Below are 26445 nucleotides of genomic sequence, written 5' to 3'. Positions count from 1 at the left end.
TGAAGATGAAACGCTTGACCCTTTCTCTAACGATGGCGACGCTGCTGACAGCATGCGCCCTGCAAGCGCCGCCGACCCGACCCGTGATGCAGCCGCAGCAGGCTGCGCCGCGCACACTGACGATCATGACCCACGACAGCTTCAGCGCCAGCGAAGACGTGATCGCCGAATTCGAGCGGACCAACAACGCCAAGGTCGTCATCCTCAAGTCCGGCGATGCCGGCTCGACGTTGAACAAGGCCATCCTGAGCAAGGATGCGCCGCTGGCGGACGTGATCTACGGCGTGGACAACACTTTCCTCGGCCGCGCGCTGGCCGCCGACATCGTCGAGCCGTACAACTCCCCGGCGCTGGCCGACATCCCCGACCGCTTCAAGCTCGACCCGCAAAACCGGATGCTGCCGGTGGATTACGGCCATGTGATCATCAACTACGACAAAGCCTACTTGCAAGAGAAGGGGCTGGCGCCGCCCACTTCGCTGCGCGAGCTGACCGAGCCGCAATGGAAGGGCAAGCTGGTGGTGCAAAACCCGGCCACATCGTCACCCGGCCTCGCCTTCCTGCTGGCGACTATCGCCGCCTTCCCCGAAGGCAGCGCATACGATTGGAAGCAGTTTTGGCGCGACCTGCGGGCCAACGATGTGTATGTCAGCCCCGACTGGAGCGATGCCTACTACGCCCAGTTCAGCGGCAGCAGCGGCAAGGGACCGCGCCCGCTCGTCGTCTCCTACGCCACCAGTCCGGCTGCCGAGGTCTTCTTCAGCGAGGGCAAGCTGGAAGAACCGCCCACCGGCAACCTGGAGGGCACGGCCTTCGAGCAGATCGAGTTCGTCGGCATCTTGAAGGGCGCGAAGAACCGCGACCTGGCCGAAAAGTGGGTGGACTTCATGCTGAGCAGGCGCTTCCAGGAGGATATCCCACTGCAAATGTTCGTCTATCCGGTTGCGCAGACGGCCAAGTGGCCGGAGGTGTTTGTGAAGTTCGGCCAGCCGCCGGCGCAGGCTTTCTCCCTGACGCCCGAACAGATTGATCAGGGCCGCGACCAGTGGATCGAGACGTGGACGCAGCTCGTCCTCAAGTGAGCCCTGGGCAATGGGGGCGATCGGCGACTCTGCGCGCTCGGCCTCAATCGGCGATCGCTCCCCTCCTCATCGCTTCGCCGGCGCTCGTCTTCCTCGCCGTCTTCTTCGCCTGGCCGCTCATTGAGATCGCGCGCGTCTCGTTTACCCCCAGCGAAATCAGCCGAGGGGCAACCCCGCTGACGGTGCTGCGCGACCCGGCGCATCTGCGCGCGCTGGGATTCAGCGCGGGCCAGGCGGCGCTCTCCACCGCGCTCACGCTCCTGGCCGGCATCCCGATTGCTCTGGCCTTCGCCCGCTATCGCTTCGCCGGCCAGCGCCTATGGCGCGCGCTGGCTGTGGCGCCGTTCGTCATGCCCACGGTAGTCGTTGCGGCGGCGTTTAGCGCGCTGCTCGGCCCGCGCGGCGCGCTGAACAGCGCGCTGCAAACCGCGTTCGGCCTCGAACAGCCGCCCATACAGTTGATGGGCACGCTGCCGATGATCCTGCTCGCGCATGTGTTCTACAACGTCGCCGTGGTGCTCCGGCTGGTGGGCGGTTTCCTCGCCGCCTTCGATCCGAGCATGGAGGAAGCCGCCGCCGGGCTGGGCGCGAACCGTTGGCAGACCTTTCGCCACGTCACGTTGCCCGTGGCCATGCCGTCGGTCGGCGCGGCGGCAGCGCTGACCTTCCTGTTCACCTTCACCAGCTTCGGCGTGGTGCTGATCCTGGGCGGCGCGCGCTTCGCCACGCTGGAGGTGGAGATTTACCGACAGACCGCGCAATTGCTGCGCCTGGACGTAGCCACGTCCCTGGCCATCGTGCAGATCGTTGTCACATTGCTCGTGGGTTGGGCTTCGGCGCGCCTGGAGACGCGCGCCGGCGCACCGCTAGCCGCGCGCCCAGCCGATGACATCCGCCGGCCGGTCAACAGTCCGGCGGCGCGCGCGCTCGTCGCCGGCAGCCTGGCGTTCATCATCCTCGTCTTGGGCCTGCCCCTGGCCACGCTGGCCTGGCGTTCGCTAGACCTATCAGGGAGCGACCCGCTGCGTTATTACGCAGCGCTGAGCGAGAATCCGCGCGGGTCGCTGTTCTTCGTCCCACCCCAGACGGCGATCCGCAACTCGTTGTTCTTTGCCGGCGCTACGGCGACGCTGGCGATGCTGCTCGGTGTGCCGCTGAGCTACGCCATTGCGCAGGGCAGCCGCTCAGCGGCCGGCGGCGCGGCGCGCCTGGCGCAATCGCTCGACGCGCTGCTGTTGCTACCGTTGGGGACCAGCGCGGCGACGCTGGGGTTGGGCTTCCTGGTGGCCTTCGATCGGCCGCCGCTTGAACTGCGCACGTCGGTCGCACTGTTGCCGCTAGCGCATACGCTCATCGCGCTGCCGTTCGTCGCGCGCGCATTGGTGCCGGCCATCCGTGCGCTCGACCCGCGCCTGCGCGAAGCGGCGCGTGGTCTGGGCGCCGGCCCGTTGCAGGCGCTGCGCTACGTGGACCTACCACTGCTGGCGCCGCCGTTCATTGCTGCGGCGATCTTCGCGTTCACCGTCTCGTTGGGGGAATTCGGCGCTTCGCTGCTCATCGCGCGCCCGGAATATCCTACGATGCCGATGGTGATCTATCGCTTCCTCGGACAACCCGGCGCGCTGAACTACGGCCAGGCGCTGGCGATGAGCACGCTGATGATGCTCGTCACGCTAGTCAGCGTGATCGCCATCGAGCGCGTCAACGAGCAGGCCCTATCGGCGCGCAAGGCGTAAGCAGAGGAGAGAAGAAGGCGGCGCCTTCGCCCATGCCCAAGGGAGTTTTTATAATTTTGCTCGGACGTGGACGAGCCGATTCGACTGCCCAACCGCGAGCGCGAAAGCGAAACCGATGTCATCGCCGACGAAATGGTGTGGGTTGAGCCGCCGTGGCGCGTGCTGATCCACAACGACGATGTGACGACGTTTGAGTTCGTAGAGCGCATGTTGCAGACGATCTTCAAGCTCTCGCGCGAGATCGCCGAGCACATCGCCTGGCTCACGCACACCGAGGGGATCGCGCTGGTGTGCGTGCGCCCGCGCAGCGAGGCAGAGCGGCTGGTCGGCCAGGCCATCTTCGCCGCACGGCTGGAGGGCTTCCCGCTCATGCTGACGTGCGAGCCGGACGAGTAGTCGGCGCAACCCGTCCAGCCGTCCGCCGCGGGCGCGCTGGAATCGGCGCGCGCCTCATCCTGCAAGCCAAGCTCGACGCATGGCTCAAGTCGCCTCCCCTTCCCGGTTGTGGTGCAGCAAGGCTTCAAATTCGCTGAGCACCATCGCCGTCGCGCCCCACACCTTGTGCGCGCCGAATTGGTAGTGAGGCGTCATCCTTAGCAAACCACCCAGGCTGACTAGCGGACGCAGCTCCGCGCCCCGTCGTGTTGGATCGAGCAGGTCGCGCAGCGGCACTTCGATCACCTCGGCTACTTCGTTCGCGTTGGGGCGAAAGTCCGGCCGCGTCGGCGCGTAGGCGACGGCCGGATGGATGACGAAGTGGCTCGGCGGCACATACAAAGCCGTGAGCGCCCCCAGCAGCTCGACGTCCTCCAGCGCGGCGCCTAACTCTTCGCGTCCTTCGCGCAGCGCGGTGGCCACGAAGTCAGCGTCGCCCAGTTCGCGTCGGCCGCCTGGCAGCGAGATTTGCCCGCCGTGATTGCCCAGACAATCCGCGCGCCGCGTCAGCACAAAGTGCAGCGCGCCGTCGCGCGGATACAGCAGCAGTAGCACGCCGGCCTGGCGCGGCGCGGCCTCGCGCGCCACGGGGTTGGCGAGGCCCGGCGGCGCCATGCGCGACTGCGCTGCCCATCCAGGCAGCGGCTGTTGCATTGCGCGGCGCACGGCATCTAGGTTCAGCGCATCCATCGGCGCCCCTATTATCCGCCGGCGCCACGCGCTACCGTTTCGCCTGCAGGCGCGCGCGATTCCGAAGGCCCACAGCGCACGGCTGCCGGCAATCCCGCGCGGAGCACGCCGGCAACACGCAACTTGGCGATGGCCTCGGACACGCCCCTGCGGTTTCACGCTGACCAACGTCAAACGCAAGCGGCGATCCGGCTAAACTCTACCGCATGACGACCGAGCGCTTCCCTCGCCTCGCGGCGTTTCCCAAGTGCTACATCGAGGAGATCGCCTTCAAGCGGACGATGTCGCTGTTCGACTGGATCGAGATGGCGAAGGCGTTGCCGGCGGAGGGGTTGGAGTTATACGAAGGCTTCCTGGAGAGTCATGACGACGCGTATCTCGACAGCGTCGGCGAGGCCATCAGCAAGGCCGGCTTCTCGATGCCGATGATGTGCTGTTCGCCCGACTTCACGCACCCCGACGCCGACATGCGCCGGCGCGCCTTCGATCACGAGGTCGAGATGATGCGCATTACGCGACGGCTTGGCGGGCCGGGCGCAACCTGTCGCGTGCTCAGCGGCCAGCGCTATCCTGAAGTGCCGCTTGAACAAGGCATCGAATGGGTGGTGGACGCTATCATGCGCTTGATTCCGATTGCGAAAGAATACGATGTGGTGCTGGGGATGGAGAATCACTACAAAGACGGCGCTTGGCGCTACCCCGAATTTGCGCAGAAGAAAGATGTATTTCTGCGCATCGTGAACGCTATCCCGGAGCGGACGCACTTCGGCGTGCAATATGACCCGTCCAACGCGATCGTCGCCGGCGATGATCCCATCGCGCTGCTGCAAGCGGTGAAAGACCGCGTGGTGAGCATGCACGCCAGCGATCGTTACCTGGCGGAAGGTGTGACGCTGGACGACCTGCGACAACACGATGGCACGCTGGGCTATTCCCCGCATCTGCGCCATGGCGTCATCGGCAGAGGGCTGAACGACTATCACGCCATCTTTCGTATCCTGCGCGAGATGGACTACGCGCGCTGGATCAGCATCGAAGATGGCCTGGACGGGATGGACGAAATGCGCGACTCGCTCCTCTTTCTGCGCCGCATGCGGGAAGAGTACTTCGGCCGGTGATCGCTTTCGGCCAGGCGTCATCCTCGCTATGAGCAGCAAGGCGCGCTACGATGCTGTGGTGGTCGGCGCAGGGCCGAACGGCCTAGCTGCGGCGATCACGCTGGCCGAAGCCGGCTGCGCCGTATTGCTGATTGAGGCCGCTGAAACCGTGGGCGGCGGGTGCCGCTCGGCCGCGCTGACGCTGCCCGGATTCGTCCACGACATCTGCTCGGCCATTCACCCGCTAGGCGTCTCTTCGCCGCGCTTTCGCACGCTGCCGCTGGAACAATACGGCCTGAATTGGGTTCATCCGTCGGTGCCGTTTGCGCATCCCTTCGACGACGGCCGCGCGGCGGTCGCCGAGCGCTCGCTTGACGCTACGGCTGAGCGCCTGGGGGCGGACGGGCCGGCCTATCGCCGGCTGATGGCGCCGCTGGTGGAGGCGTGGGATGCGCTGGTCGAGGATGTGCTCGGGCCGCTGCCTTTGCCGCCGCATCACTTCGCGCCGCTGGCGCGTTTTGGGTTGCGCGCTGTTTGGCCGGCGCGCGCGCTGGCCAAGTTCTGCTTTCGCGGCGAGGCGGCCCGCGCGCTGTTCGCCGGTCTGGCGGCGCATTCTGTTCTGCCGCTCGATGCGCCGGTCACTGCGGCGTTTGGGCTGGTGCTGGGCGCGAGCGCGCACGCCGTGGGGTGGCCGATGGCGCAAGGCGGCTCGCAGCGCATCGCCGACGCCCTGGCTCAGCATTTCAGGGCGATGGGCGGCGAGGTCGTCACCGGCTGGCGGGTGGAGTCGCTGCGCGAGTTGCCACCGGCGCGCGCGACGCTGCTCGACGTGACCCCGCGCCAGCTCGCGCGCATCGCGGGCGACCGTCTGCCGGCCGGCTACCGCCGCCAACTGATGCGCTATCGCTATGGCGCGGGCGCCTTCAAGGTGGACTATGCGCTCGACGGGCCGATCCCGTGGAAAGCGCCGGAGTGCGCGCGCGCCGCAACGGTGCACCTGGGTGGCACACTGGACGAGATCGCCGAGGGCGAGCGAGAGATCATGCGCGGCCGGCACCCGGAGCGGCCGTTCGTGCTTCTGGCGCAGCATACCCTCTTCGACCCCAGCCGCGCGCCGGCCGGCGGTCATACCTGCTGGGCCTATTGCCACGTGCCGCATGGTTCAACGGTGGACATGACCGAGTGCATCGAGGCGCAGATCGAACGGTTTGCGCCGGGCTTCCGCGAACGCATCCTGGCGCGCCATGTGATGAACCCCGCTGCGATGGAGCGTTACAACGCCAACTATATCGGCGGGGACATCAACGGCGGCGCGCAAGACCTGCGCCAGCTCTACACGCGCCCGACGCTGCATCAACCGCCCTACGCCACGCCGGTAGCGGGACTCTATCTCTGCTCGTCCTCCACGCCGCCAGGCGGGGGGGTGCACGGGATGTGCGGCTATCATGCGGCCCGGCTGGCGCTGAAGCGAATGGGGGCGATGGTCAAAAACTCAGATGGCCGATGCCGATCGCCGACCGAGCGATCGGCATCCGGCCTATAATCATCAAAGTCCCGTCCCGATACAGACTGCGCGATGCGACTGCTCGAACAGATTCCCCACCTTCGCTTTCCTGCTCCTTTGCCCTCGAGGTTGCTCGAAGTGCGTCAGGCGTTCGATGGGGCGCGCGTGGATGACCCGGCCCTCGCGACGCGCCGCGCGCTCGAAACGAGCGGCATCCTCGCGCGGATCAAAGCCGGCGATAGCGTCGCCGTGGGGGTGGGGAGTCGCGGCATTGCGAACATCGTCACCATTGCGCGCGCGGCCGTGGATCGGCTGAAAGAGCATGGCGCACGCCCCTTTGTGGTTGCAGCGATGGGCAGCCACGGCGGAGCGACGGCGGAAGGCCAGCGCGAGCTGCTGGCCGGCATGGGCGTCACCGAGGAGAGCATCGGCTGCGAGTTCCGCATCACGATGGAGGTGAAGGAGATCGGCCGCATCCCCGGCGGCCCGGCCCTGCACCAAGATGTCCACAGCGCAGCGGCCGACCACACCATCCTCATCAGCCGGATCAAGCCGCACACCGACTTTCACGGCAAGCTGGAGAGCGGGCCGTCGAAGATGGAAGTGATCGGGCTGGGCAAGCGCCACGGGGCGGAGATGATGCACGCCTGGGGGACGATTGGTTTTCAGCGCTTCCTGGCGCCAGCGGCGCGTATCTATGAGGCGAACACCAACGTGCGCGGCGCGATCGCCATCCTCGAGAATGCTTACGAAGAGACCGCCGAGATCGTCGGCCTCACTGCCGACCAGATCGGCACGGAGGCCGAAGCGCGCCTGCTGCAAAAGGCCAAATCGCTCATGATGAGCCTGCCGTTCAAAAGCATAGACATCTTGGTGATCCGCGAATTGGGCAAGAACATCAGCGGCACCGGTATGGACACCAACGTCCTCGGCAAGCTGGAGGTCAACCGCCAGCCGGAGCCGGAAGACCGCAACGACATCGGCGCGCTGGTGCTGCTCGACTTGACCGAAGCGACGCACGGCAACGCCTCCGGCATTGGCCTGGCCAACGTGACGACGGCGCGCGCCGTGCGCAAGATAGACTTCATCGCGACTTACACCAACGCCATCACTGCGACGACCTTCGGCCTCAAGCGCTCGGTCATTCCGATCACGATGGCCGATGACCGGCGGGCACTGGAAGTGGCCGTGCGCTGCTGCGGCGTACCGCCCGATCGCGAGCCGACGTTCGTCTTCGCGCGCAATACGCTCCACGTTGAGCACTTGTGGATGAGCCCCAACCTGCGTCCGCAGATCGAAGCTCATCCGCGACTGACCATCCTCGGCGAGACGCCGTTGGCCTTCGACGAAAGCGGCTGTATGACTTCGCCGTGGCGGATGGAACCTTGACGCATGCATCTGTTCACCCCTGCCGGCGCCGATGAGTTTTTGGCGCACACTCAGGGCGCCCTCGAGGCGCGCGAAGTGGCCAGCAACTTGATGCTAGGCGTGGCGCTGCAGTTGCGGGCTTACCCCGTCGTCGAACAACAGCCATACTTCGCCGTCGTGGAAGATGAAGGCGGCTTGGTCGCTGCTGCGCTGATGACGCCGCCGCATCGCTTGATCGTACATGCCGAGCGCGGTGATGCGCAGATCGGCTTCACGCGCATCGCGCATGACCTGCGCGAGCATCGCTGGCAGGTGCGGGGTGTGATCGGCCCCGGCGATGCTGCAGACGAATTCCTGCGCATCTGGCAAAGGCTCACTGGCGCAACCGTCAGGCGCATGACGCATGAGCGCGTCTTTCAACTCGACCACGTGATCGAGCCGCGTTGGCCGCCGGGTGAGTTTCGCGCTGCACATGCAGATGACGCGCCGCTCGTCGCCGAGTGGATCGAGGCCTTTCATCGCGAAGCTCTGCCAGACCACCATCATCCGGATCCGGTGGAATGGGCCAAACGTCGGATTGGCGAAGGCGACATCTTCCTTTGGGAAGAGGGCGGGCGACCCGTGTCCTTGGCAGCGCGCAGCCGCGAGACGCCCAACGCGCGAGCGATCGGGCCGGTGTACACTCCGCCCGAACGACGCAGGCGCGGCTATGCTTCGGCCGTAACGGCGCGGCTCAGCCAGCTCATCCTAGATTCCGGCAAGCGCTACGCCATGCTCTTCACCGATCTGTCGAACCCTACATCGAATAGCATCTATCGCAAGATCGGCTACAAGCCCGTGTGCGATTACAACGCATACCTCTTCGACTGACCATGCCACACGCTTCACTCGTCCTCCGCAACGCCCGTATCTACACGCAGGTGCGCACCGACCCGTGGGCCGAGGCGCTGGCCATCGTCGGCGACCGCATCGCCTGGGTTGGCCCAGATATGGGGGCTGCCGACTGGGTTGGGCCGAATACTCAAGTGATTGACGCCGGCCGGCGGCTGGTGTTACCCGGCTTGATTGACAGCCACTTTCACTTGCTGATGGGCGCGCGCGCCCTGCGCGACCTGCAACTGGACGACGCGCGCACCGTGGATGAAGTGCAAGCGCGCCTGCGCGCCTTCGCCGATGCGCATCCGGAGCGCGAATGGCTCACCGGCCGTGGTTGGCAGCATAGTCTGTTCGCCCGCGACGGCCGGCCCCATCGCGCTGTTCTGGATGCCGTCGTAGCGGACAGGCCAGTCTGCCTAGTTGCGTCCGATGGACATAGCGCCTGGGTGAATACGGCGGCGCTGGAGCGCGCCGGCATCTTAAATGGCCCAGCACATCAGCCGTCGTTCGGCGCAGTGATGATGGGCGAAGACGGCCTGGCCACCGGCGAGCTGCGCGAAGCCGGGATGGACTTCGTCCGCCGTCTGATCCCACCCCTGACGCGCGCAGAAGAGGACGAATTGCTGCGCCGGGCATTGCGCGCCTGCGCCGAATACGGCATCACCAGCGTCCACAACATGGATGGCGACGCGCAGTCGCTGGCGATCTATCGCGATTTCGCGGCGCGCGGCGAACTGACGCTGCGCATCTATGTGCCGCTCACCATCGAGCCAGGCACGCCGGAGGCGGCGATCGAGTCCTGGGTGGATGAGACGAAGGACATCCATCGGGCGGCGCTCGACGCGCGCGCCGAGCCAGGCGAGATACCGTTCATCCGCACCGGCTGCGTCAAACTGTTTGCCGATGGCGTGATCGAGTCGAAGACGGCCTGGATGCTGGAGCCATACGACGACGGCAGCGGCGAGCGCGGTCGGCCCAACTTCGATCCCGACGAGTTTAAGCGGTTGATCACCAAGGCCGATGCGCTCAAGCTGCAAATCTTCGTGCACGCCATCGGCGACGCGGCGGTGCGCGCGGCGCTGGATGCGTTTGAGCTGGCGCGCAAGCTGAACCAGCCGCGCGACTCGCGCCATCGCCTCGAGCATATCGAGGTGCTCGATCCGGTGGACCTGACGCGCATGAAGCGCAAGCGTGTGTTGGCTTCGGTGCAACCGCTGCATGCGGCATTCGGCAGCGATCCGGACAATCCGTGGCGCCGGTTGGTCGGCCCGAAGCGTTGGGCGTGGGGCTTCCCCTGGCGCGCGATTCTGAACGCCGGCGTGCCGATGGCGTTCGGCAGCGACTGGCCGGTGGTCACCATGAACCCGTTCGAGGGCATGCGCGCCGCGCTCACCCGACCCAAGCTCGACTTCAGCGACGCGCGAAGCCACTTCCCAGATCATCGCCTGACGCTGGAAGAACTCATCGCCGGCTATACGTTCGACGGCGCTTTCTTCGAGTTTCAGGAGCGTGACAAGGGCCGTATCAAGCCGGGGATGCTAGCCGACCTGGTCGTGCTGGACACCGACCTGTTCAACCTGCCGCGCGCCGACCTCGAGGCCAGCATCGCGAACACGCGCTCCGCGCTCACCATCGTCGGCGGCCGCATCGTGCATCGCGCGCTGGCGTGATGGTGTGGACGTAGAGCGTGACCCCCCACTCCAATCATGAGTCGGAGTGGGGAGTAGGGAGTGGTTATGAATCCATCACCAGCACGATCTTGCCGATGTTGTGGTTGGCCTCCACGCGGCGATGCGCCTCGGCGGCGTCGCGCAGTGGGTAGATCGAATCAATGATCGGGCGCAGTTCGCCTCGCTCGAAGCGTGGCATGGCGAACGCGGCGAATGCCTGCGTGAGCGCGATCTTCTCCGGCAGCGGCGTGCGGCGCAACGTCGTGCCGGTCACCGTGATGCGCTTGGCCATGATGAGTCCCAGATCGAGTTCACCCCTCGAACCGCCCAACATGCCGATCAGCATCAGCCGGCCATGCGTTGCGATTGCGCGCAGGTTAGCGTTCCAGTATGGCGCGCCGACGAAGTCGAGCACGACATCGGCGCCGTGGCCCGAGGTGAAGGCCAGGACGTGCTCGGCGAAGTCCTCTTGCTTGTAGTTGACGGCGAGCGATGCGCCCAGGTCGCGGCAGAACGCCACTTTCTCCGGCGCGCCGGCAGTGGCGATGACCTGAGCACCAGCAGCGCGCGCCAGTTGGATCGCGGCACTGCCTACGCCGCTTGCGCCGGCATGGATCAGGACGGTCTCGTTCGCCTGCAAGTTACCCAGCGTGAACAGGTTGAGATACGCAGTGAGAAAGGCCTCGGGGATGGCTGCGGCTTGCTCGAACGAGAATCGGTCGGGAATGCGCATGGCCATACCGGCGGGCACCGTCGCCAGCTCGGCATAGCCGCCGCCGGTGACGACGGCCATCACACGGTCGCCGGCGTGCCAGAGACCGGTCGGCTGCACCACCTCGCCGGCCAGCTCTAGGCCGAGGATCGGTGAGGCGCCAGGCGGAGGCGCATAGTGGCCCCTGCGCTGTAGGATGTCGGCGCGGTTCACCGCCGCGGCCCGCACGCGCACGAGCAGCTCGCCCGCAACCGGCTGAGGATCGGGGGCATCGCCGTAGCGGAGCACGTCGGGGCCGCCGGGTGCGTCGAAAAGAATCGCTTTCATCGTCTTTGCCTCGCCGCCCACAGCACCGCAATCACCGTCATGGCGTCGCGAATCTCGCTATCGAGCACCATCTTCAGCACATCGGCGAACGGCAGTATGGCGACTTCGAGAAATTCGGTGTCGTCCGGCGCGATCGCGTCATCGGCGGCGCGAATCAGATCGCGCGCGATGAACAAGTGCGCCACTTCGTGGCATACCGATTTCGACGTGTAATGCGTGTTGATGTGCTGCAGGACGCCGGCGCGATGGCCGATTTCTTCGATCAGCTCACGCTGGGCGCTGGCCTCGGGGGATTCGCCGGGCTTGCAGCCGCCGGTCGGCATTTCCCAGCGGTGCCCTTCGCCAAAGACGTAGCGATACTGGCGCACCATCACGACGTGCTCATCGTCCACGAAGGGCAGCACGCCGACGCAAGCGTTCATCTCGCACACGCCGTAAATCGTCGTCTTGCCGTTGGGCAGTTCGGCGATGTCCTCGCGCAGTCGAATCCACGGGTTGCGGTAGATCTCGCGCGTCGAAAGGGTCTTCCAGGGTTGGGGCGTCATCGGTTTGGCAGCTTGCAAGTTGATCCGTTGATAGGCCGGTAGGTTACCAGATGGACTGGGGCGCGGTTGGATGGGGCTGCCACGCCTGCTGCTCGGCAATTCGTCGGCTTTGCCAATACAATGTCGCGGGACGCCGATGAAACGCACGCGCGCGCTCGACATTCTGGCGAAGGCCGGCGTGCCTCACGAGGTGCGCGAATTCGCCGCACGCGAGTTCACCGTCGAAGAAGCCGCCGAGAAGCTTGGCCTATCGCTGAGTCTGGTGTTCAAGACGCTGCTGGTCAGGGGCGAACGCAAAGGGTTGGTCTTTGCGCTCACACCGGGCGATGCCCGGCTCAGCCTGAGCAAGCTGGCGAAGGCGATGGGCGACAAGCGCGCCGAACTGGTGGATGTCGAAGACCTGTTTCGGCTGACCGGCTACCTGAAGGGTGGGTGCGCGCCGCTCGGGGCGAAGCGCGACTTCCCGGTGTTCATGGATCAATCGGCGATGGCGCATGCGCGGATTTGTGTGAGCGCCGGCCTGCGTGGCCTGCAGGTGCTGATCGCGCCGGCCGACCTGCAGCGCATGACACGGGCGACCCTCGCCGACCTTTGTGAGGGTGAGCCGGCGAGTTGACGGCGCCGGCAGCGTTCGCGTGTCGTTCATTTGCTCGGCACAAACCTTTGCGCCCGATGCGCGCTCCCGATTGGGCATGGCGCACCGTCATCGGTTACAACAGAGGCCATGATACCGGTCAAAACGATTGAATGGATTGGCGAGCTCGATGGCGTCGCCCGGCTGATTGATCAGACGTTGCTGCCGAACGAGCTGCGCTACCTGGATGTACGCGACGTGGAGGCGATGTGGGAAGCGATCAAGATGCTGCGGGTGCGCGGCGCGCCGGCCATCGGCATTGCCGCGGCGATGGGCATGGTGCTGGCCGTGCGCGACTGCGCGCCAAGCTGTCGCGACGCATTCGTCGCTGCAGTCGATCGCGCCGCGGCCTACCTCAACAGCGCGCGCCCCACTGCGGTCAACTTGTCATGGGCGACGCGCCGAATGCAGTCGTTTGTCGTCAACCACCTTGCGCTGCCCATCGAAGACCTGAAGCAGCTCATGCTTGCCGAAGCGAAGCAGATGGTGCAGGAAGATAACGCCGTGTGCCAAGCGATCGGCCGGCTGGGCGAGCCGTTGATTCGCGACGGCGATTCATGGCTGACGCACTGCAACGCCGGCGGCCTGGCGACGGCGCAATGGGGCACGGCGACCGCGCCGATCTACATGGCGCATGCCGCCGGCAAACGGGTACACGTCTTCGCCGACGAGACGCGCCCATTGCTGCAGGGCGCGCGCCTGACCGCCTGGGAGTTGCAACAGGTCGGCGTGCCAGTGACGGTCATCACCGACAACATGGCCGCTACCGTAATGGCGCAGGGAAAGGTGCAAGGCGTCATTGTGGGGGCAGATCGCGTAGCGGCCAACGGTGACTTCGCCAACAAAATCGGCACGCTCGGCGTGGCCATCCTCGCCAAGGAGTTCGGCATACCATTCTACGTCGCCGCGCCGACTTCCTCGATAGACATGCAGCTCGCCTCGGGCCACTTGATCCCCATCGAGGAGCGTCGCCCCGAGGAGGTGAGCGAAGGTTTCGGCAGACGCACTGCGCCGCTCGGCGTGCGCATCTACAATCCCGCCTTTGATGTGACCCCGCATCGCTACATCACGGCCATCATTACCGAGCGGGGCATTGTGCGTGCGCCGTTTAGCGAAGGATTGCGCGCCCTCTTCGAGCACAGCCCGTCGTTGCGATAAGTGAGTCATGCGCCGTTGGGCGAACGCGCAGGCACTGATCTCCCAGCCGGTATAAACTTGAGGATGCCTACCAGATGTTCGCAGCGGCCAACCCCCGAGAGGGCATCCAGGTAATCGTCGAGCTGTGAGTGACCAAAACCAACCTACAACGACAGACTACCCGAACGTCTACACGGCGGAACAAGCGGCATTGCTGATCGCGCGCTACCAGTCCGTGCGCCAGCCGCATCCGTTCGATGGACGCTGCCCTTATGTGGGCGCGGTGCCTTTTCGCGAAGCCGACGCGCGGCTGTACTTCGGTCACGAGAACCAGCTCGAAGCTCTGCTCGATCAGATCGAGCGCGGTGAACATTTCATCTGCATTTACGGGCCGGCGAAGAGTGGCAAGACCTCGCTGATCCAGGCCGGCTTGACCTTCGCGCTGCGCAACGGCGCCCTCATGGATAGCAACACCTGGCCGATTCAGACCTTCACGCCCGGCGACGCGCCAATGCGCCAGCTGACCGACGCCGGCGCAAGCCTGATCGAACGCGCCGGCTTGAACCAGGGGATTGCCGATGCCCTTCGCCGACACGGACTGGCCAGCCTGGACGACATGCGCGACTTCGTGGATGCCTTGCTCGGAGCGGATGCCCGTCGGCGCGTCGTGCTGGTCGTAGACCAGTTTGAGGATGTGTTCACGTCGGCGGATGAGTCTGAGCGACGCGCGTTCATCGGCCTCATCACTCAGCTCGCCAAAAAACCGCTCACGCGGTTGATCCTCACCCTGGTGATGCGTTCGGAGTTTTTGGATCAACTCTCGCGCTACCCTGAGTTGCACAAGCCGTTCATTGCGCATGGGGTCGAACTGCCGTTGATGGAGCCGAGGGAGCTGGCGCGCTCCATCGTGCTGCCGGCGCTGGAGACGGGCACAACCATCGAGCCCGCGCTGGTTGCGCGATTGGTGAACGACGTGTATGGCGCACCGGACATGCTGCCCAGCCTGCAGAAGGTCCTGCGCGATCTGTTTATGGCCATTCCGGTCAAACGCGGCGCGGAGAAGACGCTGCTGTTGGCTGATTACATAGACTTCGGCCCCCTGCGCGAACGAGAAGGCGACCGGCCGCCGGTTGCGACCGGTAAGGCAGCAACGCCCGTCCGGCGTCCGCTCCGCGAGGCGCTGGGCGAGCAGCGCGCAATATCGCACTTTGCCCGCCAGGAGGCGCGCCTGCGCCGAATGAAGACCGTGACGATCATCGCAGCGATGTTCGGTGTACTCGCAGTGACATTCGGCGCATTCGGCCTCGTCCAGCGTGCGCAATTCGGCCAACAGGCCGAAGCGGCGGCTACGGCAGAAGCGATTGCCCAAGCCGACGCCACCCGCGCCGTGCAGACGGCCCGCGCCGCTGGCTTCGCCCAGGCCACAGCCGAGGCTCACGCGACGCGCGCCGGGGAGGAACGCCAGATCGCCGTCGCGACGCGCGCCGCCGCCGAGGCCGCCGCGACCCAGTCGGCTGTGGCGCGCCAGCTCGCGGTGGATGAGCGCGCTACGGCGGTTGCGCTGGCCACCAGCGTCGCCAACCGCGAGCAAAACGCCGTGATGATGGAGGCGACAATCAGCGCGGTGGCGACGCGGTCGAGCGCGCAAGTGCGCGATGCGCTCGCCGCCAAGGCCACCGCCGAAGTGAATCTGCTGACTACGCGCTCGCGCGAGCTGGCTGCCGTCGCGCTCAATCAACTGGCCGATGACCCGCAGCTTGCGCTCTTGATCGCGATCGAGGCAGAGCAGACTGCCCACACCGTGCAATCGGAGGACGCATTGCGGCGATCTATGGCGCGTGCCTTCCCCAACGAGGGCGCCTTTCGTCATCCGGCTGCAGTGGCCGACGCGCGTTTCTCATCCGACGGCAGGTATCTGCTCACAGCCGGCCGCGATGGTGTGGCGCGCCTCTGGGACATCGCGTCGGGCGAGGTGATCACAGCGCTTCGCGGGCATCTGGGGCAGGTGACGCGCGTCGCGTTCTCGCCGACCGGGGGTCAAATCGCCACAGCCAGCACTGACCGCACAGCGCGCATTTGGAACCTGGGCACCGGGCGCATCATTACCGTGCTGGCAGGGCATACCGGCATTGTGAACGATGTCGCCTTCTCACCCAACGGCGAGCTGCTCGTGACCGGCAGCGCAGACCGCACCGTACGCGTGTGGGATCTGGCGTCCGGGGCACTGCTCACTAACCCGATCCAACTGAGCGCAGTCGTCAGCCAGGTCGTCTTCCTGGAGAACGGCGAGATTGGCGTCTTGACCGCAGATGGCGCAGAGCGATTCAACCCGCGCACCGGCCAGAGCGTCGGCCCGTGGTCTCAGGACGAGCGGACTTCGTTCGTCCGCTTGCCGAACGGATTGCCGGCTGTGCGACGCGCGGGCGATGTGGTGGGCCTATATGGCCACACTGCGCCGGCGGCGGTGACGGATGTCGGCGCCGACCGCGTCGCCACGGCAAGCGCCGACGGGACAGCGCGCGTGCATTGGTTGCGCGCAGCGGCGCTGATCGAGCGGGCGCGCTCGCTGCTCGGTCGCGAGTTGACCTGCGCCGAGCGCGTCCGCTTTCTCAACGAGGCGCGCCCATGCCCTGCGCCATAGCAGTGGGGTATTGGCTATAAGCAGCCGCTCCATCCGCCCACCGCTGCCTGGCCCAGCGCCAGTCCGCCGTCGTTCGGCGGCACGACATGGTGCATGAGCACCTCGAACCCCGCCGCGCGCAAGCGCGGCAACGTCCGCCGCAACAACTGCACGTTTTGGAAGACGCCGCCGCTCAGCGCCACGACGTTCAGGCCGGTTTGTCGGCGCACGTGGTCGCTCACCTGCGCGATTAGCTCAGCGATGGTGTTGTGCAACCGGGCCGCGATAACCTGGCGCGCAACGCCGGCGCGCAGGTCGTCCACCATGCGACGTAGCATCGGCGCGGGGTCGAGCAGCAGCGCGCCGCCATCGGCTGCTGGCGCGGTCACCCATTCATACCGTTCCTGTTCCGCGTCATCGCAGAGCGCCTCCAACTCAATCGCGGCTTGCGCTTCGTAGGTGACCGTTTGCCGCACCCCCACCAGCGCTGCAACGGCGTCGAACAGTCGGCCCATGCTGCTGGTCGGGGGGCAGTTGAAACCGCGCTCCAATTGTTGGCGCAGCGCGCGCCGCTCCTGGGGCGGACATGCCGACACACACGGCAGGTCGTCGTCCCATGGGATGCCGGCCACCCATAGATGCGCCAGCGCGGCGCGATACGGCCGCTTGATGCTGGCATCGCCGCCGGGCAGCGGGACGTACTTCAGTTGCGCCACCCGCGTGAACGTCCGACAGTTGGCGACTAACACCTCGCCGCCCCAAATGGCGCGATCGCTGCCGTAGCCCGTGCCGTCGAAGCTGACGCCGATGACATCCACATCGGGGGCGAAGCCGTGTTCGGCCAAGCAAGCCGCGATGTGCGCATGGTGATGCTGCACCTTCACCAGCGGCAAGTTGTGCTCCGCCGCGAAACGCTCGGCCCACTGTGTGGAGAGGTAGCCGGGATGGAGATCGCAAGCCACCCGCTCTGGCGTGATGCGAAAGAGCTTGACGAAGTGCGCCAGCGCGCGTTCGAACGCTTGAAGCGTCTCCAGATTCTCCATGTCGCCGATGTGCTGGCTGAGATAAGCTTGCCGATCGCGGGCGACGCAAAACGTCGCCTTAAGCTCGCCGCCCACTGCGATGAGCGCTGGGACTGACTGCGCCAGCCGAATGGGGAAAGGCGCATAGCCGCGCGAGCGCCGGACGGGCAACGTGCGCCCTGCGAAGGCGCGCATCACGCTGTCGTCGCACCACATGTGGATGTCGCGGTTGTGCAACAAGAACCCATCGGCCAGCGACGCCAGCCGGCGCAGCGCTTCGTCGTTGTCCTTGCAGATTGGCTCGTCGCTCAGGTTGCCGCTCGTCATCACCAGTGGCTGCGTCAGGTCGTCCAGCAACAGGTAATGCAGCGGCGAATAGGGCAGCATCAGGCCGACGTAGGCATTGCCCGGCGCGACCAGTTCGCTCAACGGCGCATCGGGCCGGCGGCGCAGCAGCACGATCGGTCGGGCTTTGCTGGTCAGCAGGGCGATCTGGTCATCGTCCATCTCGGCCAACGCGCGCGCGGCGGCGAGATCGCGCACCATCACGGCAAAGGGTTTATCGCCCCGCCCTTTGCGCCGACGCAGGGCGCACAGGGCGGCATCGTTCGTTGCGTCGCAAGCCAGATGAAAGCCGCCGATGCCTTTGACCGCGACGATCCAACCGTCGCGCAGGGCGGCCTGCGCGGCGCGGATGGCGTCATCATCGTGCAGCGTCGGTTGGCCAGGCGCCTCGAACCACACGCGCGGCCCGCACGTCGGACACGCCACCGGTTGGGCGTGAAAGCGACGGTCGGTCGGGTCGTGATATTCGCGCGCGCACACCGGGCACATCGGAAAGGCCGACATCGTCGTGAGCGGCCGGTCGTAGGGGATGTCTTGGATGATGGTGAAGCGCGGCCCGCAGTGGGTGCAATTGATGAACGGGTAGCGATAGCGCCGGTCGGCAGGGTCGAACAGTTCGCGCAGGCAATCGTCGCAGACGCATACATCGGGCGAGATGGAGGTGTTGGCTTCGGCGCGCGCTTCGCTCTCGACGATGACGAAAGCCGATTCGCCACGCACCGGCACAGCTTCTACTTCAATGCTGTCCATCATCGCCAGCGGCGGCGGGTTGGCGCGCAGCTCGCGCAGGAATGCGGCCAGCGCGCTGGGGGCCCCTTCAACCTCGATGAACACGCCGCCGCTATCGTTGCCCACGTGTCCGGCGAGCGCCAGCCGCCGGGCAAGGCCGAACACAAACGGCCGGAAACCCACGCCCTGCACGATCCCCCGCACGATCAGCCGCCAGCGTGCGCGCGCACCATCAGACATCGCTCGGCATTGTAAGCACCTTTCGGTCGGCCGTACATCCCTTAGAATTACCTCGGTGCACGAGCTGTCCATCGCTGCCAGCCTGGTCGAATCGGTCGAGCAAGCGGCGCGCCGGGCGGGGGCGCAGCGCGTCGCGCGGGTGTTTCTGCGCTTGGGCGCGCTCTCCGGCGTGGCCAAGGATGCGCTGTTGTTCGGCTACGACGTTGCCACGGCGGGCACGCTGCTGGAAGGATCGCGCCTGGTAATAGAGGAGGTAGCGGTGGCCGTGCATTGTGAGACTTGCCGCCGCGATGTGAAGCTATCGAGCATTCAGGACTTTCGCTGTCCGGTATGCGGCCAGCCTTGCGCACAGATCGCGGCGGGGCGGGAGCTAGAGATCACCGGCATCGAAATCGAAGTGGCCGACGACGCGAGCCTTCAAGCGGAATCGGCCTGACAAGCAGGGAGACGTATGGCGACGCGCTACCTCGAAATTCGACAAGGGGTGCTGAGCAAGAACGATCAACTGGCGGCCGGCCTGCGCGAACGCTTCGCGCGCGCCGGCCTGTTCGTCGTCAACCTGGTGTCCAGCCCAGGCACCGGCAAGACCGCGCTGTTGGAACGCCTGCTCGCCGAGATGCGCGCCATGGGCCTGCACGTAGCGGCGGTGGTGGGCGATTTACAGACCGACAACGACGCGCGACGGCTGGCGCGCAGCGGCGCACCCGTGCGCCAGATCACCACGGACGGCATGTGTCATCTGGAAGCGGACATGCTGGCCGGCAAGCTGGAGGGGTGGGACCTCGACGCGCTCGACTTTTTGTTCATCGAGAACGTCGGCAACTTGGTGTGTCCTACGTGGTACGACCTGGGCGAGGATATTCGGCTGGTGCTCCTCTCGGTGACCGAGGGCGAGGACAAGCCGTTGAAATATCCGGTGATGTTCAACTCCGCCGATGTCGCGGTGATCACCAAGACCGACCTAACTGCGGCGTGTGAGTGTAACCTGGACGCGATGCGCGCCAACATTCGCGCCGTGCGGCCGGGGATGCTGATCTTCGAGACCTCGGCCAAGACCGGGGCGGGGTTGTCGGAGCTGCTCGCCTTCCTGCTCGCGCAGCGCCGGGCGAAGTATCCAACTGCGTGAGCGCGCAGGAGCAACAGCGATGTGCTTGGGCATTCCAGGTCGCGTGCAAGAAATCTACGAAACAGACGGCATCCGCATGGGCAAGGTGAACTTCGGCGGCGTCGTCAAAGAGGTGTGCCTCGACTACGTGCCGGAGATCGCCGTCGGCGACTACACCATCGTGCATGTCGGCTTCGCCATCACCCGCATTGACGAGGCGTCGGCGCAGGAGAGCCTGCGCCTCTTTCAGGAGCTGGGCGTGCTCGATGAGGAGTTGCAGCCTGAACAGCACGCGGGGGCGTCCGGCCCGCCGGCGTGTCCGGCTCACCCTTGGGGCGGCGTGGCGCCGGATGAACGATGAAGTACCTGGCCGAGTTTCGCAACGGTGAGATCGCGCAGCGCCTGGCCGCTGAAATCCGGCGCATGACCACGCGGCCCTGGGCGATCATGGAGGTGTGCGGCGGGCAGACGCATGCGATCATCCGCAACGGCATTGACCAATTGCTGCCGCCGGAGATCGAGTTGATCCACGGCCCCGGCTGCCCGGTGTGCGTGACGCCGCTGGAGGCGATTGACAAGGCGCTGGCCATCGCCGCGCGCCCCGACGTGATCTTCTGCTCGTTTGGCGATATGCTGCGCGTGCCCGGCAGTCGCCACGACCTCTTCCGCGTCAAGAGCGAGGGGGGCGACGTGCGCGTGGTGTACTCGCCGTTGGACGCCGTGGCGATTGCGCGCGACAACCCGCACAAGCAGGTCGTCTTCTTCGGCATCGGCTTTGAGACCACGGCGCCGGCGAACGCGATGGCCGTCGTCGTCGCCAAGCGCCAGGGGCTAAAAAACTTCTCGATGCTCGTCTCGCACGCGCTGGTGCCGCCGGCCATCGAGGCGATCATGAATTCGCCATCCAACCGCGTACAGGCCTTCCTCGCCGCCGGCCACGTGTGCAGCGTGATGGGCTACTGGCAATATCCGCCGCTGGCCGAGAAATATCGCGCGCCGATTGTGGTGACCGGCTTCGAGCCGCTGGACATCCTGGAAGGCATCCGCCGCGCCGTGCGCCAGTTGGAAGCCGGCACAGCCTACGTCGAGAACGCTTACCCGCGCGCCGTCACCTTTGAAGGCAATCAGCCGGCGCAGCGCATGCTGGCCGAGGTGTTCGAGCCTACCGACCGCGTCTGGCGCGGCATCGGCATCATCCCCAACAGCGGCTGGCGCCTGCGCGACGCGTACCGCGAGTTCGACGCCGAAGCCCGGTTCAACGTCGCCGACATCCGCACGCAAGAGTCGCCGATCTGCCGCAGCGGCGATGTGTTGCAGGGCAAGATCAAGCCAACGGAATGTCCGGCGTTCGGCGATCCGTGCACGCCTCGCACGCCGCTGGGTGCGACGATGGTGAGCAGCGAAGGCGCCTGCGCGGCTTACTACAACTACGGGCGGTTCGCATGAGCGGTGAGCCGTGAGCTGTGAACCATGAGCGGTGAGCTGTAAGGGATGAGACCGACTCCCCACTCCCGACTTCCGATCTCTGACTTCTGGACTCTGGACTCTGGACTCTGGACTCTGGACTCTGACTCTGACTCTGGACTCTGGCTTCTCATTTCCCATGTCCCTCGACTTCAGCACCTGGTCTTGTCCTCTACCGTTGCGGGACTATTCTCACATCGTCATCGGCCACGGCGGCGGGGGAAAGCTGACGGCCGAGCTGATCCAACACCTGTTCGCGCCGGCCTTCGACGACGAAGCACTGCGCCAGATGGGCGATGCGGCCGTGTTGCCGATAGATGGCGCGCGCCTGGCGGTCTCGACCGATTCGTTCGTGGTGCGGCCGTTGTTCTTCCCCGGCGGCTCGATCGGCGAGCTGGCCGTCAACGGCACGGTAAATGATTTGGCCATGATGGGCGCGCGGCCGCTCTACCTGACCGCCGGCTTCATCGTCGAGGAGGGGCTGCCGCTTGCGCAGCTTGGCGCGATTGTCGCGCGCATGGCGGCAGCGGCGCGCGCCGTCGGCGCGCGTGTTGTGGCCGGCGACACCAAGGTGGTGGACAAAGGCCACGGCGATGGCGTATTCATCAACACGACGGGCATCGGCCTCATCCCCGACGGCGCGCGCATTGGGCCGGATCGCGCCCGGCCGGGCGACTGCGTGCTGGTCAACGGCTCGATCGGCGATCACGGCATGGCCATCATGAGCGTGCGCGAGGGCCTGGAGTTCGAGGCGACGATCACCAGCGACACTGCGCCGCTGCACGATCTCGTCTCAGCGATGCTGGCAGCCGCGCCGGACGCGATTCACGCCTTGCGCGACCCCACGCGCGGCGGCCTGGCGGCCGCGCTGAACGAGATCGCGGCGGCTTCGCGCGTTGGCGTCCAGATCGATGAGCGCGCGCTGCCGGTGAACCCTGCTGTGCAAGCGGCCTGCGACCTGTTGGGCATGGATCCGCTCTACGTAGCCAACGAAGGGAAGCTGGTCGCGTTCGTCACGCCAGAGGCGGCCGAGGCGATTCTGGCGCGCATGCGCGCCCACCCATTGGGCCGCCAGGCCGCGATAATCGGGCAAGTCGTGGAGCAGCCGGCCGGCCTGGTGACTGCGCGCACGGCCATCGGCGGCACGCGGGTCATCCCCATGCCCCTGGGCGAACAACTGCCGCGCATCTGTTAGAGGAGAGTTCCCGTATGTCCGACACGGCTTATCTGATGATCAGCGGCGCGACAACGGCCCATCGCGCCCCGGAGTTCGTCGCCGCGCTCAGCGCCCGATTTGCGCATGTGATTACAGTGCAGACGCCGAACGCCATGCGCCTGATCAGCCCGCATGACCTGCGCCGCATCCCCAACAACCAACTGGTGGAGAGCTACTTTGACGCGCGCATTTTGCCGCGGCCGACGCCCGGGCCGGTGTTGTTCGCACCGTGCAACTTCAACTCACTCAACAAGCTGGCCGGCGGCGTGGCCGACAACCTGGCGCTGTCCATCGTCGCCGAGATGATCGGCTTCGGGCAGCCGGTCGTCGTCGCGCTGTCGCTGAACGAGCCTTTGTTCGCTCATCCCATTGTTCGGGAGTCCATCACAACGCTGACCCGTTGGGGGGTTACGGTCGTCGAGCCACAGGATGTGGGCCAGGGCCTCACCATGGCGCCGACCGAGGTCGTGCTGAAGGCGTTCTTCGCGCGCGCCGTCACGGCGGGTTGACGGCCGGCGTCGGCGCATCCGGCTCGATCAGCTCGCGCGCTTTTAATTCGGCCCAGAACGCCGGCGGAATCGGCACAGCGAAGTCGGCGAGGTTTTGGTCAATCTCGCTCGGCTTTGCCATGCCGACGATCAACGCTTGCACGGCCGGATGCGCCGCGGCGAATTGCATGGCCGCCGCGCGCAGCGAGACGCCATACCCGGCGCAGACGCGCGCGATCATCCGCGTCAGGCGCAGGATCGGCTCCGGCGCAGGCGCATACTGGTAGCGCGCGCCCGGTTGCGCGCCGGTGGCCAAAATACCGCCGTTGAAAACCCCAGCGGCGAGAATGCCGATCCCCTTCGCCATGGCGAGCGGAAAGGCCTCGCGCAGCGGCGCCTGCTCCAGCAACGTATAGCGGCCGGCCAGGATGGCGCAATCGAGCGGGGCATGGCGCGCGAAGTCCAACAGAAAGTCGGTCTGGTTCAAGCCGGCGCCGATCGCGCGAATGACCCCTTGCGCTTTCAAGTCCAGCAGCGTCGGATAGGCTTCGTCCATGATCTGCGCGCGGTAGTCGCCGGCTTCCGGGTCGTGCACGTGCACAATGTCCAGATGCGCCACGCCCAGGCGCGTGAGGCTGCCCTCGATGCTGCGCAGCACCGCATCGCGCGCGTAGCTGCGCACGCCGGCGCCCTGCTGGCCGATGCGGTCTGGGTCGGGCAGCCAACCGACCTTGGTGCTGATCAGAAACCGGTCGCGCGGGATGCCGCGCAGCGCCAGGCCAACGCGCATTTCAGATTGGCCGTTGGCGTAGAACGGCGCAGTGTCCAGCAGGTGGACGCCGCGTTCGAGCGCGCGATGAACCGTCGCAATCGCGTCGGCTTCGCTCACGCCATAGCCGAACGTGCGCTCCATCGAGCCGAGCGGTGCGCAGCCGAGGCCGAGCCGGGGAATCGAAAAGGCAAGCCCCATAGGCGGGCAGGATTCGCGTCACTTGCAACCCGGAGACCACAGAAAAGGCCCCGGGCACAAATGGCGCGTGGTCAAGTCGGGCGCTTTATGATCCCGCCGGCGTCGTCACGACGTCGCCGTCGAAGCGCAAGAAGAACAGGTTCATGGCCGTGTCGTTCTCGTTGCGCATGGCGGCGAGCACGAGGAAGGACTTGTTCGTGGGGTTCTGCTTGCCGAACAAGCAGAAGGTCGCGCCGGCGCTTGGTGAGTCGCTCATGCCGGCGCAGCCAGGCTGATCCGGCATGTTCCAGCCTGCCGATTGCATGCGTTCGTTGGTATAGAACGCCTTCACGTCCTCGGGTGTCTTGACCGACGTGAAAGTGATGATCTCGAAGTTGTCCACGCGCACGCCTTCGCTCGACCCCGATGCCTTGACGAGGGCCTGCACGGCCAGCTTGATCGGCAACGGCAGCTCGATGTTGTCTTGCTTCATGCCCTCCATCGCCGGCACGTCGGCCCATAGCGCTGCAGTTTGCGTCCCGCTGCCCCCGCCGACCAACGAGCCGATGGGACCACAACCCGAAGTCACAAGCAACACCCAGGCGAGCGCGATTGCGATCGTTTTTGCATTCATCAACATCCCTCCTTGGTTCAGTGGAAAACCTTGCGAGGGCAAAGTGAGCGATACGCGTCTTAGACAACAGGCTTGACCTGGGCTTCACGATGTGGGCAAGCAGACGTGTACTGAAGCGCAGCAGCGCCATCTGCGTCCGGGCGCGGGTGATCCGTGCCAACTTCACATGCCGGCCTTCTCGCAACCCTGTCGCAGTCGCCTTTCTCCCTCCATGGCTTCGTGTTATGCAGGGTTTTCCAACTGCACAATCCTCCTTTCAATTTGTCGTAGCCAATTGCTCTCAATCATAGCAAAGATCGGCCAATTGAAAAATCGGGCGATGCATCGCTGATTGTGGTGGTGGTTCGCGTTGGTTGGCAGAAGCCGAAGCAGGTCTTAAGCTATCCTACGAAGATAGGCGCTAAGTGAAGACCCGCTTCGCGCCTGCGCGCAAGAGCGCTTCGCGCAGTGCTTCGGCATGGGCGACATCGCGCGCCAGGGCGATCATGTTGCCGCCGCGCCCGCCACCGCTCATCTTCGCGCCCAGGGCGCCGGCTGCTCGCGCGGCGTCGCACAGCGCGTCCAGCTCTGGGCATGACACGCCGAGCTGTTGCAACAGCGCGTGATTGGCGTTCATGGCGTGGCCGAGCTGCGCCAGATCGTTGCGCTCCAACGCCTCGCGCGACCGATGCACCAATGCGGCGATCGCATCGAAGTAGCCCTCAATGCGATCCCGGTCGCGCTCCCACGCAGCGCGCACGTCGCCGACGGGGATGCGCGTCGGCGTCGCGATGCCGGTGTCGGCGATCACAAGCGGCAGCCCGGCGCCGATCTTTGCGTCGAGCAGTTCCAGCGGCTTCCCGCGCGCGAACCACACGGGCTGCTCGTAAGCGATCACGGTGTTGTCTATGCCGCTGGGTGAGCCGTGATGCAATTGTTCGACTTCGTAGGCCATCTGGCTCACCTCCTCCGGCAGCAACGCGCGGTCGAAATGCGCAGCGATCGCTCGTCCGATCGCAACCGACACCGCCGCGCCGCTCCCCAGATTAGCGCCGACCGGAATATCGGAGGTCACGGTCAATGTGGCGCGCGGGGGGCGTTGGCCGATAAGCTCGAAGGCCGCCAGGGCCGCGCGCGCCAGCGGGTTGCGCGTCCGGCGCGAGTGACGCCACAGCGAGACGGTGACGCCGACGTCGGGCGCGACGATCGTAAAAGCGCACGAGCCGGTCTCGATGCGCGCACGTGCGCGGAGCGTTGGCAACGGCAGCGCGATGGCCGGCCGGCCATACACTACGGCGTGTTCGCCGCACAAAATCACTTTGGCGCAGGCGCTGCGCTCTACTGTTGTCACCTGTTCGATCCGTGCTGTTGGGCGATCAGCTCCGGTCCCAATTTTGCCACCTCGCAGGGCAAACGCGATTTTCAGGCTGCCTGCTGACCGGGTGCAGGCGGCAGCGCCCGTCCCAGCCAGCAAGCAGGCGCTTGGGCTTGACGCCCTGTTTCGCGTTCTCCACCACCCCATGGCAGCAGATGGCGATGCTAGAGCGAGCATGAATGCCTGCGTCCATGCTGCTACCCGGCTGCACCCTGTTCACCGGTTAATGTGATGCGTTAGGTGGCCCGTTTGGGTGCATTTCAGTTTTGGGGCAGGAGCGCACTCAAAAAGCGCGCAGATTGACCTCGCCCGCGTGAACATCCGAAGATCACGGACGTCGTCGTGGATTGACAGACCGGCATCTCAGCGAGGGACGACAAGCCGCAGGCCGCTGCGGGCATAATGCGAGGACAGTTATATCCGGGAGGTGTGCCATGAAAGAGACCAGGGCGACGACACAGCGCAA

The 26445-nt window shown here is 65.9% G+C and carries 24 protein-coding genes; 17 read left to right on the top strand and 7 right to left on the bottom strand.

Features of this window, described 5'->3' with window-relative positions:
- Positions 1-5: 5 nt before the first annotated feature.
- The 3 genes from GXH28_RS11510 (at position 6) to GXH28_RS11500 (ending at position 3214) form a co-directional block, all read left to right on the top strand.
- Positions 6-1082 carry a thiamine ABC transporter substrate-binding protein gene (locus GXH28_RS11510; protein WP_169239174.1) on the top strand — a complete coding sequence of 359 codons (1077 nt, stop codon included), beginning with the start codon at positions 6-8 and terminating at the stop codon, positions 1080-1082.
- A complete protein-coding gene (locus GXH28_RS11505; protein ID WP_320447956.1) occupies positions 1058-2818 on the top strand; it encodes an ABC transporter permease in 1761 nt (586 codons plus the stop codon). Before GXH28_RS11510 ends, GXH28_RS11505 begins: the two co-directional genes overlap by 25 nt.
- Positions 2819-2884: 66 nt before the next feature.
- Complete coding sequence (locus tag GXH28_RS11500; protein WP_169239173.1) at positions 2885-3214, top strand: ATP-dependent Clp protease adaptor ClpS; 330 nt, start codon at positions 2885-2887, stop codon at positions 3212-3214.
- Between the two features lie 84 nt (positions 3215-3298).
- Here the strand turns inward: GXH28_RS11500 and GXH28_RS11495 are convergent, their stop codons facing one another.
- Entirely contained in the window at positions 3299-3943 is a 645-nt protein-coding gene (locus GXH28_RS11495) for an NUDIX hydrolase (protein WP_169239172.1), read from the bottom strand.
- A gap of 206 nt (positions 3944-4149) precedes the next feature.
- Between GXH28_RS11495 and GXH28_RS11490 the strand changes: the two genes are divergently transcribed.
- From GXH28_RS11490 to GXH28_RS11470, 5 genes are read left to right on the top strand one after another with little or no spacing between them, the layout of a single operon-like run.
- Positions 4150-5061: a sugar phosphate isomerase/epimerase family protein gene (locus GXH28_RS11490; protein WP_169239171.1), complete on the top strand. Its 912-nt coding sequence runs from the start codon at positions 4150-4152 to the stop codon at positions 5059-5061.
- A gap of 28 nt (positions 5062-5089) precedes the next feature.
- On the top strand, positions 5090-6583 hold the full coding sequence (locus GXH28_RS11485) for a phytoene desaturase family protein (RefSeq protein ID WP_169239170.1): 1494 nt from the start codon (positions 5090-5092) through the stop codon (positions 6581-6583).
- Between the two features lie 33 nt (positions 6584-6616).
- Positions 6617-7933 (top strand): DUF362 domain-containing protein, encoded by a 1317-nt coding sequence (locus GXH28_RS11480; RefSeq protein WP_169239169.1) that lies wholly within the window; start codon positions 6617-6619, stop codon positions 7931-7933.
- A gap of 3 nt (positions 7934-7936) precedes the next feature.
- A complete protein-coding gene (locus GXH28_RS11475; protein WP_169239168.1) occupies positions 7937-8782 on the top strand; it encodes a GNAT family N-acetyltransferase in 846 nt (281 codons plus the stop codon).
- A gap of 2 nt (positions 8783-8784) precedes the next feature.
- Positions 8785-10458, top strand: a complete 1674-nt coding sequence (locus GXH28_RS11470; RefSeq protein ID WP_169239167.1) for an amidohydrolase — start codon at positions 8785-8787, stop codon at positions 10456-10458.
- 64 nt (positions 10459-10522) lie between these two features.
- Here GXH28_RS11470 and GXH28_RS11465 read toward each other — a convergent pair whose 3' ends face one another.
- The gene (locus GXH28_RS11465; RefSeq protein ID WP_169239166.1) at positions 10523-11497 is read right to left on the bottom strand and encodes an NAD(P)H-quinone oxidoreductase; all 975 of its coding nucleotides are present in this window, start codon (positions 11495-11497) and stop codon (positions 10523-10525) included.
- The gene (locus GXH28_RS11460; protein WP_240550355.1) at positions 11494-12060 is read right to left on the bottom strand and encodes an NUDIX domain-containing protein; all 567 of its coding nucleotides are present in this window, start codon (positions 12058-12060) and stop codon (positions 11494-11496) included. Before GXH28_RS11460 ends, GXH28_RS11465 begins: the two co-directional genes overlap by 4 nt.
- Before the next feature lie 118 nt (positions 12061-12178).
- Here GXH28_RS11460 and ybaK point away from each other — a divergent pair, with 118 nt between their 5' ends.
- The 3 genes from ybaK (at position 12179) to GXH28_RS16865 (ending at position 16454) form a co-directional block, all read left to right on the top strand.
- Entirely contained in the window at positions 12179-12658 is a 480-nt protein-coding gene (gene ybaK / locus GXH28_RS11455) for a Cys-tRNA(Pro) deacylase (protein WP_169239165.1), read from the top strand.
- A 108-nt stretch (positions 12659-12766) separates the two neighbouring features.
- Positions 12767-13834 (top strand): S-methyl-5-thioribose-1-phosphate isomerase, encoded by a 1068-nt coding sequence (gene mtnA, locus GXH28_RS11450; protein WP_169239164.1) that lies wholly within the window; start codon positions 12767-12769, stop codon positions 13832-13834.
- Positions 13835-13958: 124 nt separating this feature from the next.
- A complete protein-coding gene (locus GXH28_RS16865; RefSeq protein WP_169239163.1) occupies positions 13959-16454 on the top strand; it encodes a WD40 repeat domain-containing protein in 2496 nt (831 codons plus the stop codon).
- Between the two features lie 14 nt (positions 16455-16468).
- On the opposite strand, the gene hypF is transcribed toward GXH28_RS16865, so the two are convergent.
- Entirely contained in the window at positions 16469-18769 is a 2301-nt protein-coding gene (hypF, locus tag GXH28_RS11440; RefSeq protein WP_206156823.1) for a carbamoyltransferase HypF, read from the bottom strand.
- Between the two features lie 55 nt (positions 18770-18824).
- Here hypF and hypA point away from each other — a divergent pair, with 55 nt between their 5' ends.
- The 6 genes from hypA (at position 18825) to GXH28_RS11410 (ending at position 23063) form a co-directional block, all read left to right on the top strand.
- Positions 18825-19205, top strand: a complete 381-nt coding sequence (gene hypA / locus GXH28_RS11435) for a hydrogenase maturation nickel metallochaperone HypA (protein ID WP_169239161.1) — start codon at positions 18825-18827, stop codon at positions 19203-19205.
- A 15-nt stretch (positions 19206-19220) separates the two neighbouring features.
- Positions 19221-19895, top strand: coding sequence for a hydrogenase nickel incorporation protein HypB (gene hypB, locus GXH28_RS11430; protein WP_169239160.1), 675 nt, complete (start codon positions 19221-19223; stop codon positions 19893-19895).
- 19 nt (positions 19896-19914) lie between these two features.
- Positions 19915-20235 carry a HypC/HybG/HupF family hydrogenase formation chaperone gene (locus tag GXH28_RS11425; RefSeq protein ID WP_169239159.1) on the top strand — a complete coding sequence of 107 codons (321 nt, stop codon included), beginning with the start codon at positions 19915-19917 and terminating at the stop codon, positions 20233-20235.
- A complete protein-coding gene (gene hypD / locus GXH28_RS11420) occupies positions 20232-21320 on the top strand; it encodes a hydrogenase formation protein HypD (RefSeq protein ID WP_169239158.1) in 1089 nt (362 codons plus the stop codon). The genes GXH28_RS11425 and hypD overlap by 4 nt, the downstream gene beginning before the upstream one ends.
- A gap of 157 nt (positions 21321-21477) precedes the next feature.
- Positions 21478-22533 (top strand): hydrogenase expression/formation protein HypE, encoded by a 1056-nt coding sequence (gene hypE, locus GXH28_RS11415; protein ID WP_169239157.1) that lies wholly within the window; start codon positions 21478-21480, stop codon positions 22531-22533.
- Between the two features lie 14 nt (positions 22534-22547).
- Positions 22548-23063 carry a flavoprotein gene (locus GXH28_RS11410; RefSeq protein WP_169239156.1) on the top strand — a complete coding sequence of 172 codons (516 nt, stop codon included), beginning with the start codon at positions 22548-22550 and terminating at the stop codon, positions 23061-23063.
- Here the strand turns inward: GXH28_RS11410 and GXH28_RS11405 are convergent.
- The 3 genes from GXH28_RS11405 to mvk form a co-directional block, all read right to left on the bottom strand.
- Positions 23050-24012: an aldo/keto reductase gene (locus GXH28_RS11405; protein WP_169239155.1), complete on the bottom strand. Its 963-nt coding sequence runs from the start codon at positions 24010-24012 to the stop codon at positions 23050-23052. The genes GXH28_RS11410 and GXH28_RS11405 overlap by 14 nt on opposite strands.
- Positions 24013-24097: 85 nt before the next feature.
- Positions 24098-24625: a hypothetical protein gene (locus GXH28_RS11400; RefSeq protein WP_169239154.1), complete on the bottom strand. Its 528-nt coding sequence runs from the start codon at positions 24623-24625 to the stop codon at positions 24098-24100.
- Between the two features lie 400 nt (positions 24626-25025).
- Positions 25026-25955 (bottom strand): mevalonate kinase, encoded by a 930-nt coding sequence (gene mvk, locus GXH28_RS11395; protein WP_320447955.1) that lies wholly within the window; start codon positions 25953-25955, stop codon positions 25026-25028.
- Positions 25956-26445: the final 490 nt, after the last annotated feature.

The organism is Candidatus Roseilinea sp. NK_OTU-006, from assembly GCF_012931985.1.
In the GTDB taxonomy this organism is placed as follows: Bacteria; Chloroflexota; Anaerolineae; order J036; family Brachytrichaceae; genus JAAFGM01.
This window is presented reverse-complemented; position numbering and strand designations above follow the sequence as displayed.

Excerpts from the sequence above, each read along its gene's own strand:
- GXH28_RS11405 (WP_169239155.1), bottom strand. The coding sequence starts at position 24,012 with ATGGGGCTTGCCTTTTCGATTCCCCGGCTCGGCCTCGGCTGCGCACCG.
- GXH28_RS11470 (WP_169239167.1), top strand. The coding sequence starts at position 8,785 with ATGCCACACGCTTCACTCGTCCTCCGCAACGCCCGTATCTACACGCAG.
- GXH28_RS11485 (WP_169239170.1), top strand. The coding sequence starts at position 5,090 with ATGAGCAGCAAGGCGCGCTACGATGCTGTGGTGGTCGGCGCAGGGCCG.
- ybaK (WP_169239165.1), top strand. The coding sequence starts at position 12,179 with ATGAAACGCACGCGCGCGCTCGACATTCTGGCGAAGGCCGGCGTGCCT.
- GXH28_RS11425 (WP_169239159.1), top strand. The coding sequence starts at position 19,915 with ATGTGCTTGGGCATTCCAGGTCGCGTGCAAGAAATCTACGAAACAGAC.
- GXH28_RS11480 (WP_169239169.1), top strand. The coding sequence starts at position 6,617 with ATGCGACTGCTCGAACAGATTCCCCACCTTCGCTTTCCTGCTCCTTTG.
- hypD (WP_169239158.1), top strand. The coding sequence starts at position 20,232 with ATGAAGTACCTGGCCGAGTTTCGCAACGGTGAGATCGCGCAGCGCCTG.
- GXH28_RS11490 (WP_169239171.1), top strand. The coding sequence starts at position 4,150 with ATGACGACCGAGCGCTTCCCTCGCCTCGCGGCGTTTCCCAAGTGCTAC.
- hypE (WP_169239157.1), top strand. The coding sequence starts at position 21,478 with ATGTCCCTCGACTTCAGCACCTGGTCTTGTCCTCTACCGTTGCGGGAC.
- GXH28_RS11475 (WP_169239168.1), top strand. The coding sequence starts at position 7,937 with ATGCATCTGTTCACCCCTGCCGGCGCCGATGAGTTTTTGGCGCACACT.
- GXH28_RS11410 (WP_169239156.1), top strand. The coding sequence starts at position 22,548 with ATGTCCGACACGGCTTATCTGATGATCAGCGGCGCGACAACGGCCCAT.
- GXH28_RS11510 (WP_169239174.1), top strand. The coding sequence starts at position 6 with ATGAAACGCTTGACCCTTTCTCTAACGATGGCGACGCTGCTGACAGCA.
- GXH28_RS11400 (WP_169239154.1), bottom strand. The coding sequence starts at position 24,625 with ATGAATGCAAAAACGATCGCAATCGCGCTCGCCTGGGTGTTGCTTGTG.
- hypB (WP_169239160.1), top strand. The coding sequence starts at position 19,221 with ATGGCGACGCGCTACCTCGAAATTCGACAAGGGGTGCTGAGCAAGAAC.
- GXH28_RS11465 (WP_169239166.1), bottom strand. The coding sequence starts at position 11,497 with ATGAAAGCGATTCTTTTCGACGCACCCGGCGGCCCCGACGTGCTCCGC.
- hypF (WP_206156823.1), bottom strand. The coding sequence starts at position 18,769 with ATGTCTGATGGTGCGCGCGCACGCTGGCGGCTGATCGTGCGGGGGATC.
- mtnA (WP_169239164.1), top strand. The coding sequence starts at position 12,767 with ATGATACCGGTCAAAACGATTGAATGGATTGGCGAGCTCGATGGCGTC.
- GXH28_RS11495 (WP_169239172.1), bottom strand. The coding sequence starts at position 3,943 with ATGGATGCGCTGAACCTAGATGCCGTGCGCCGCGCAATGCAACAGCCG.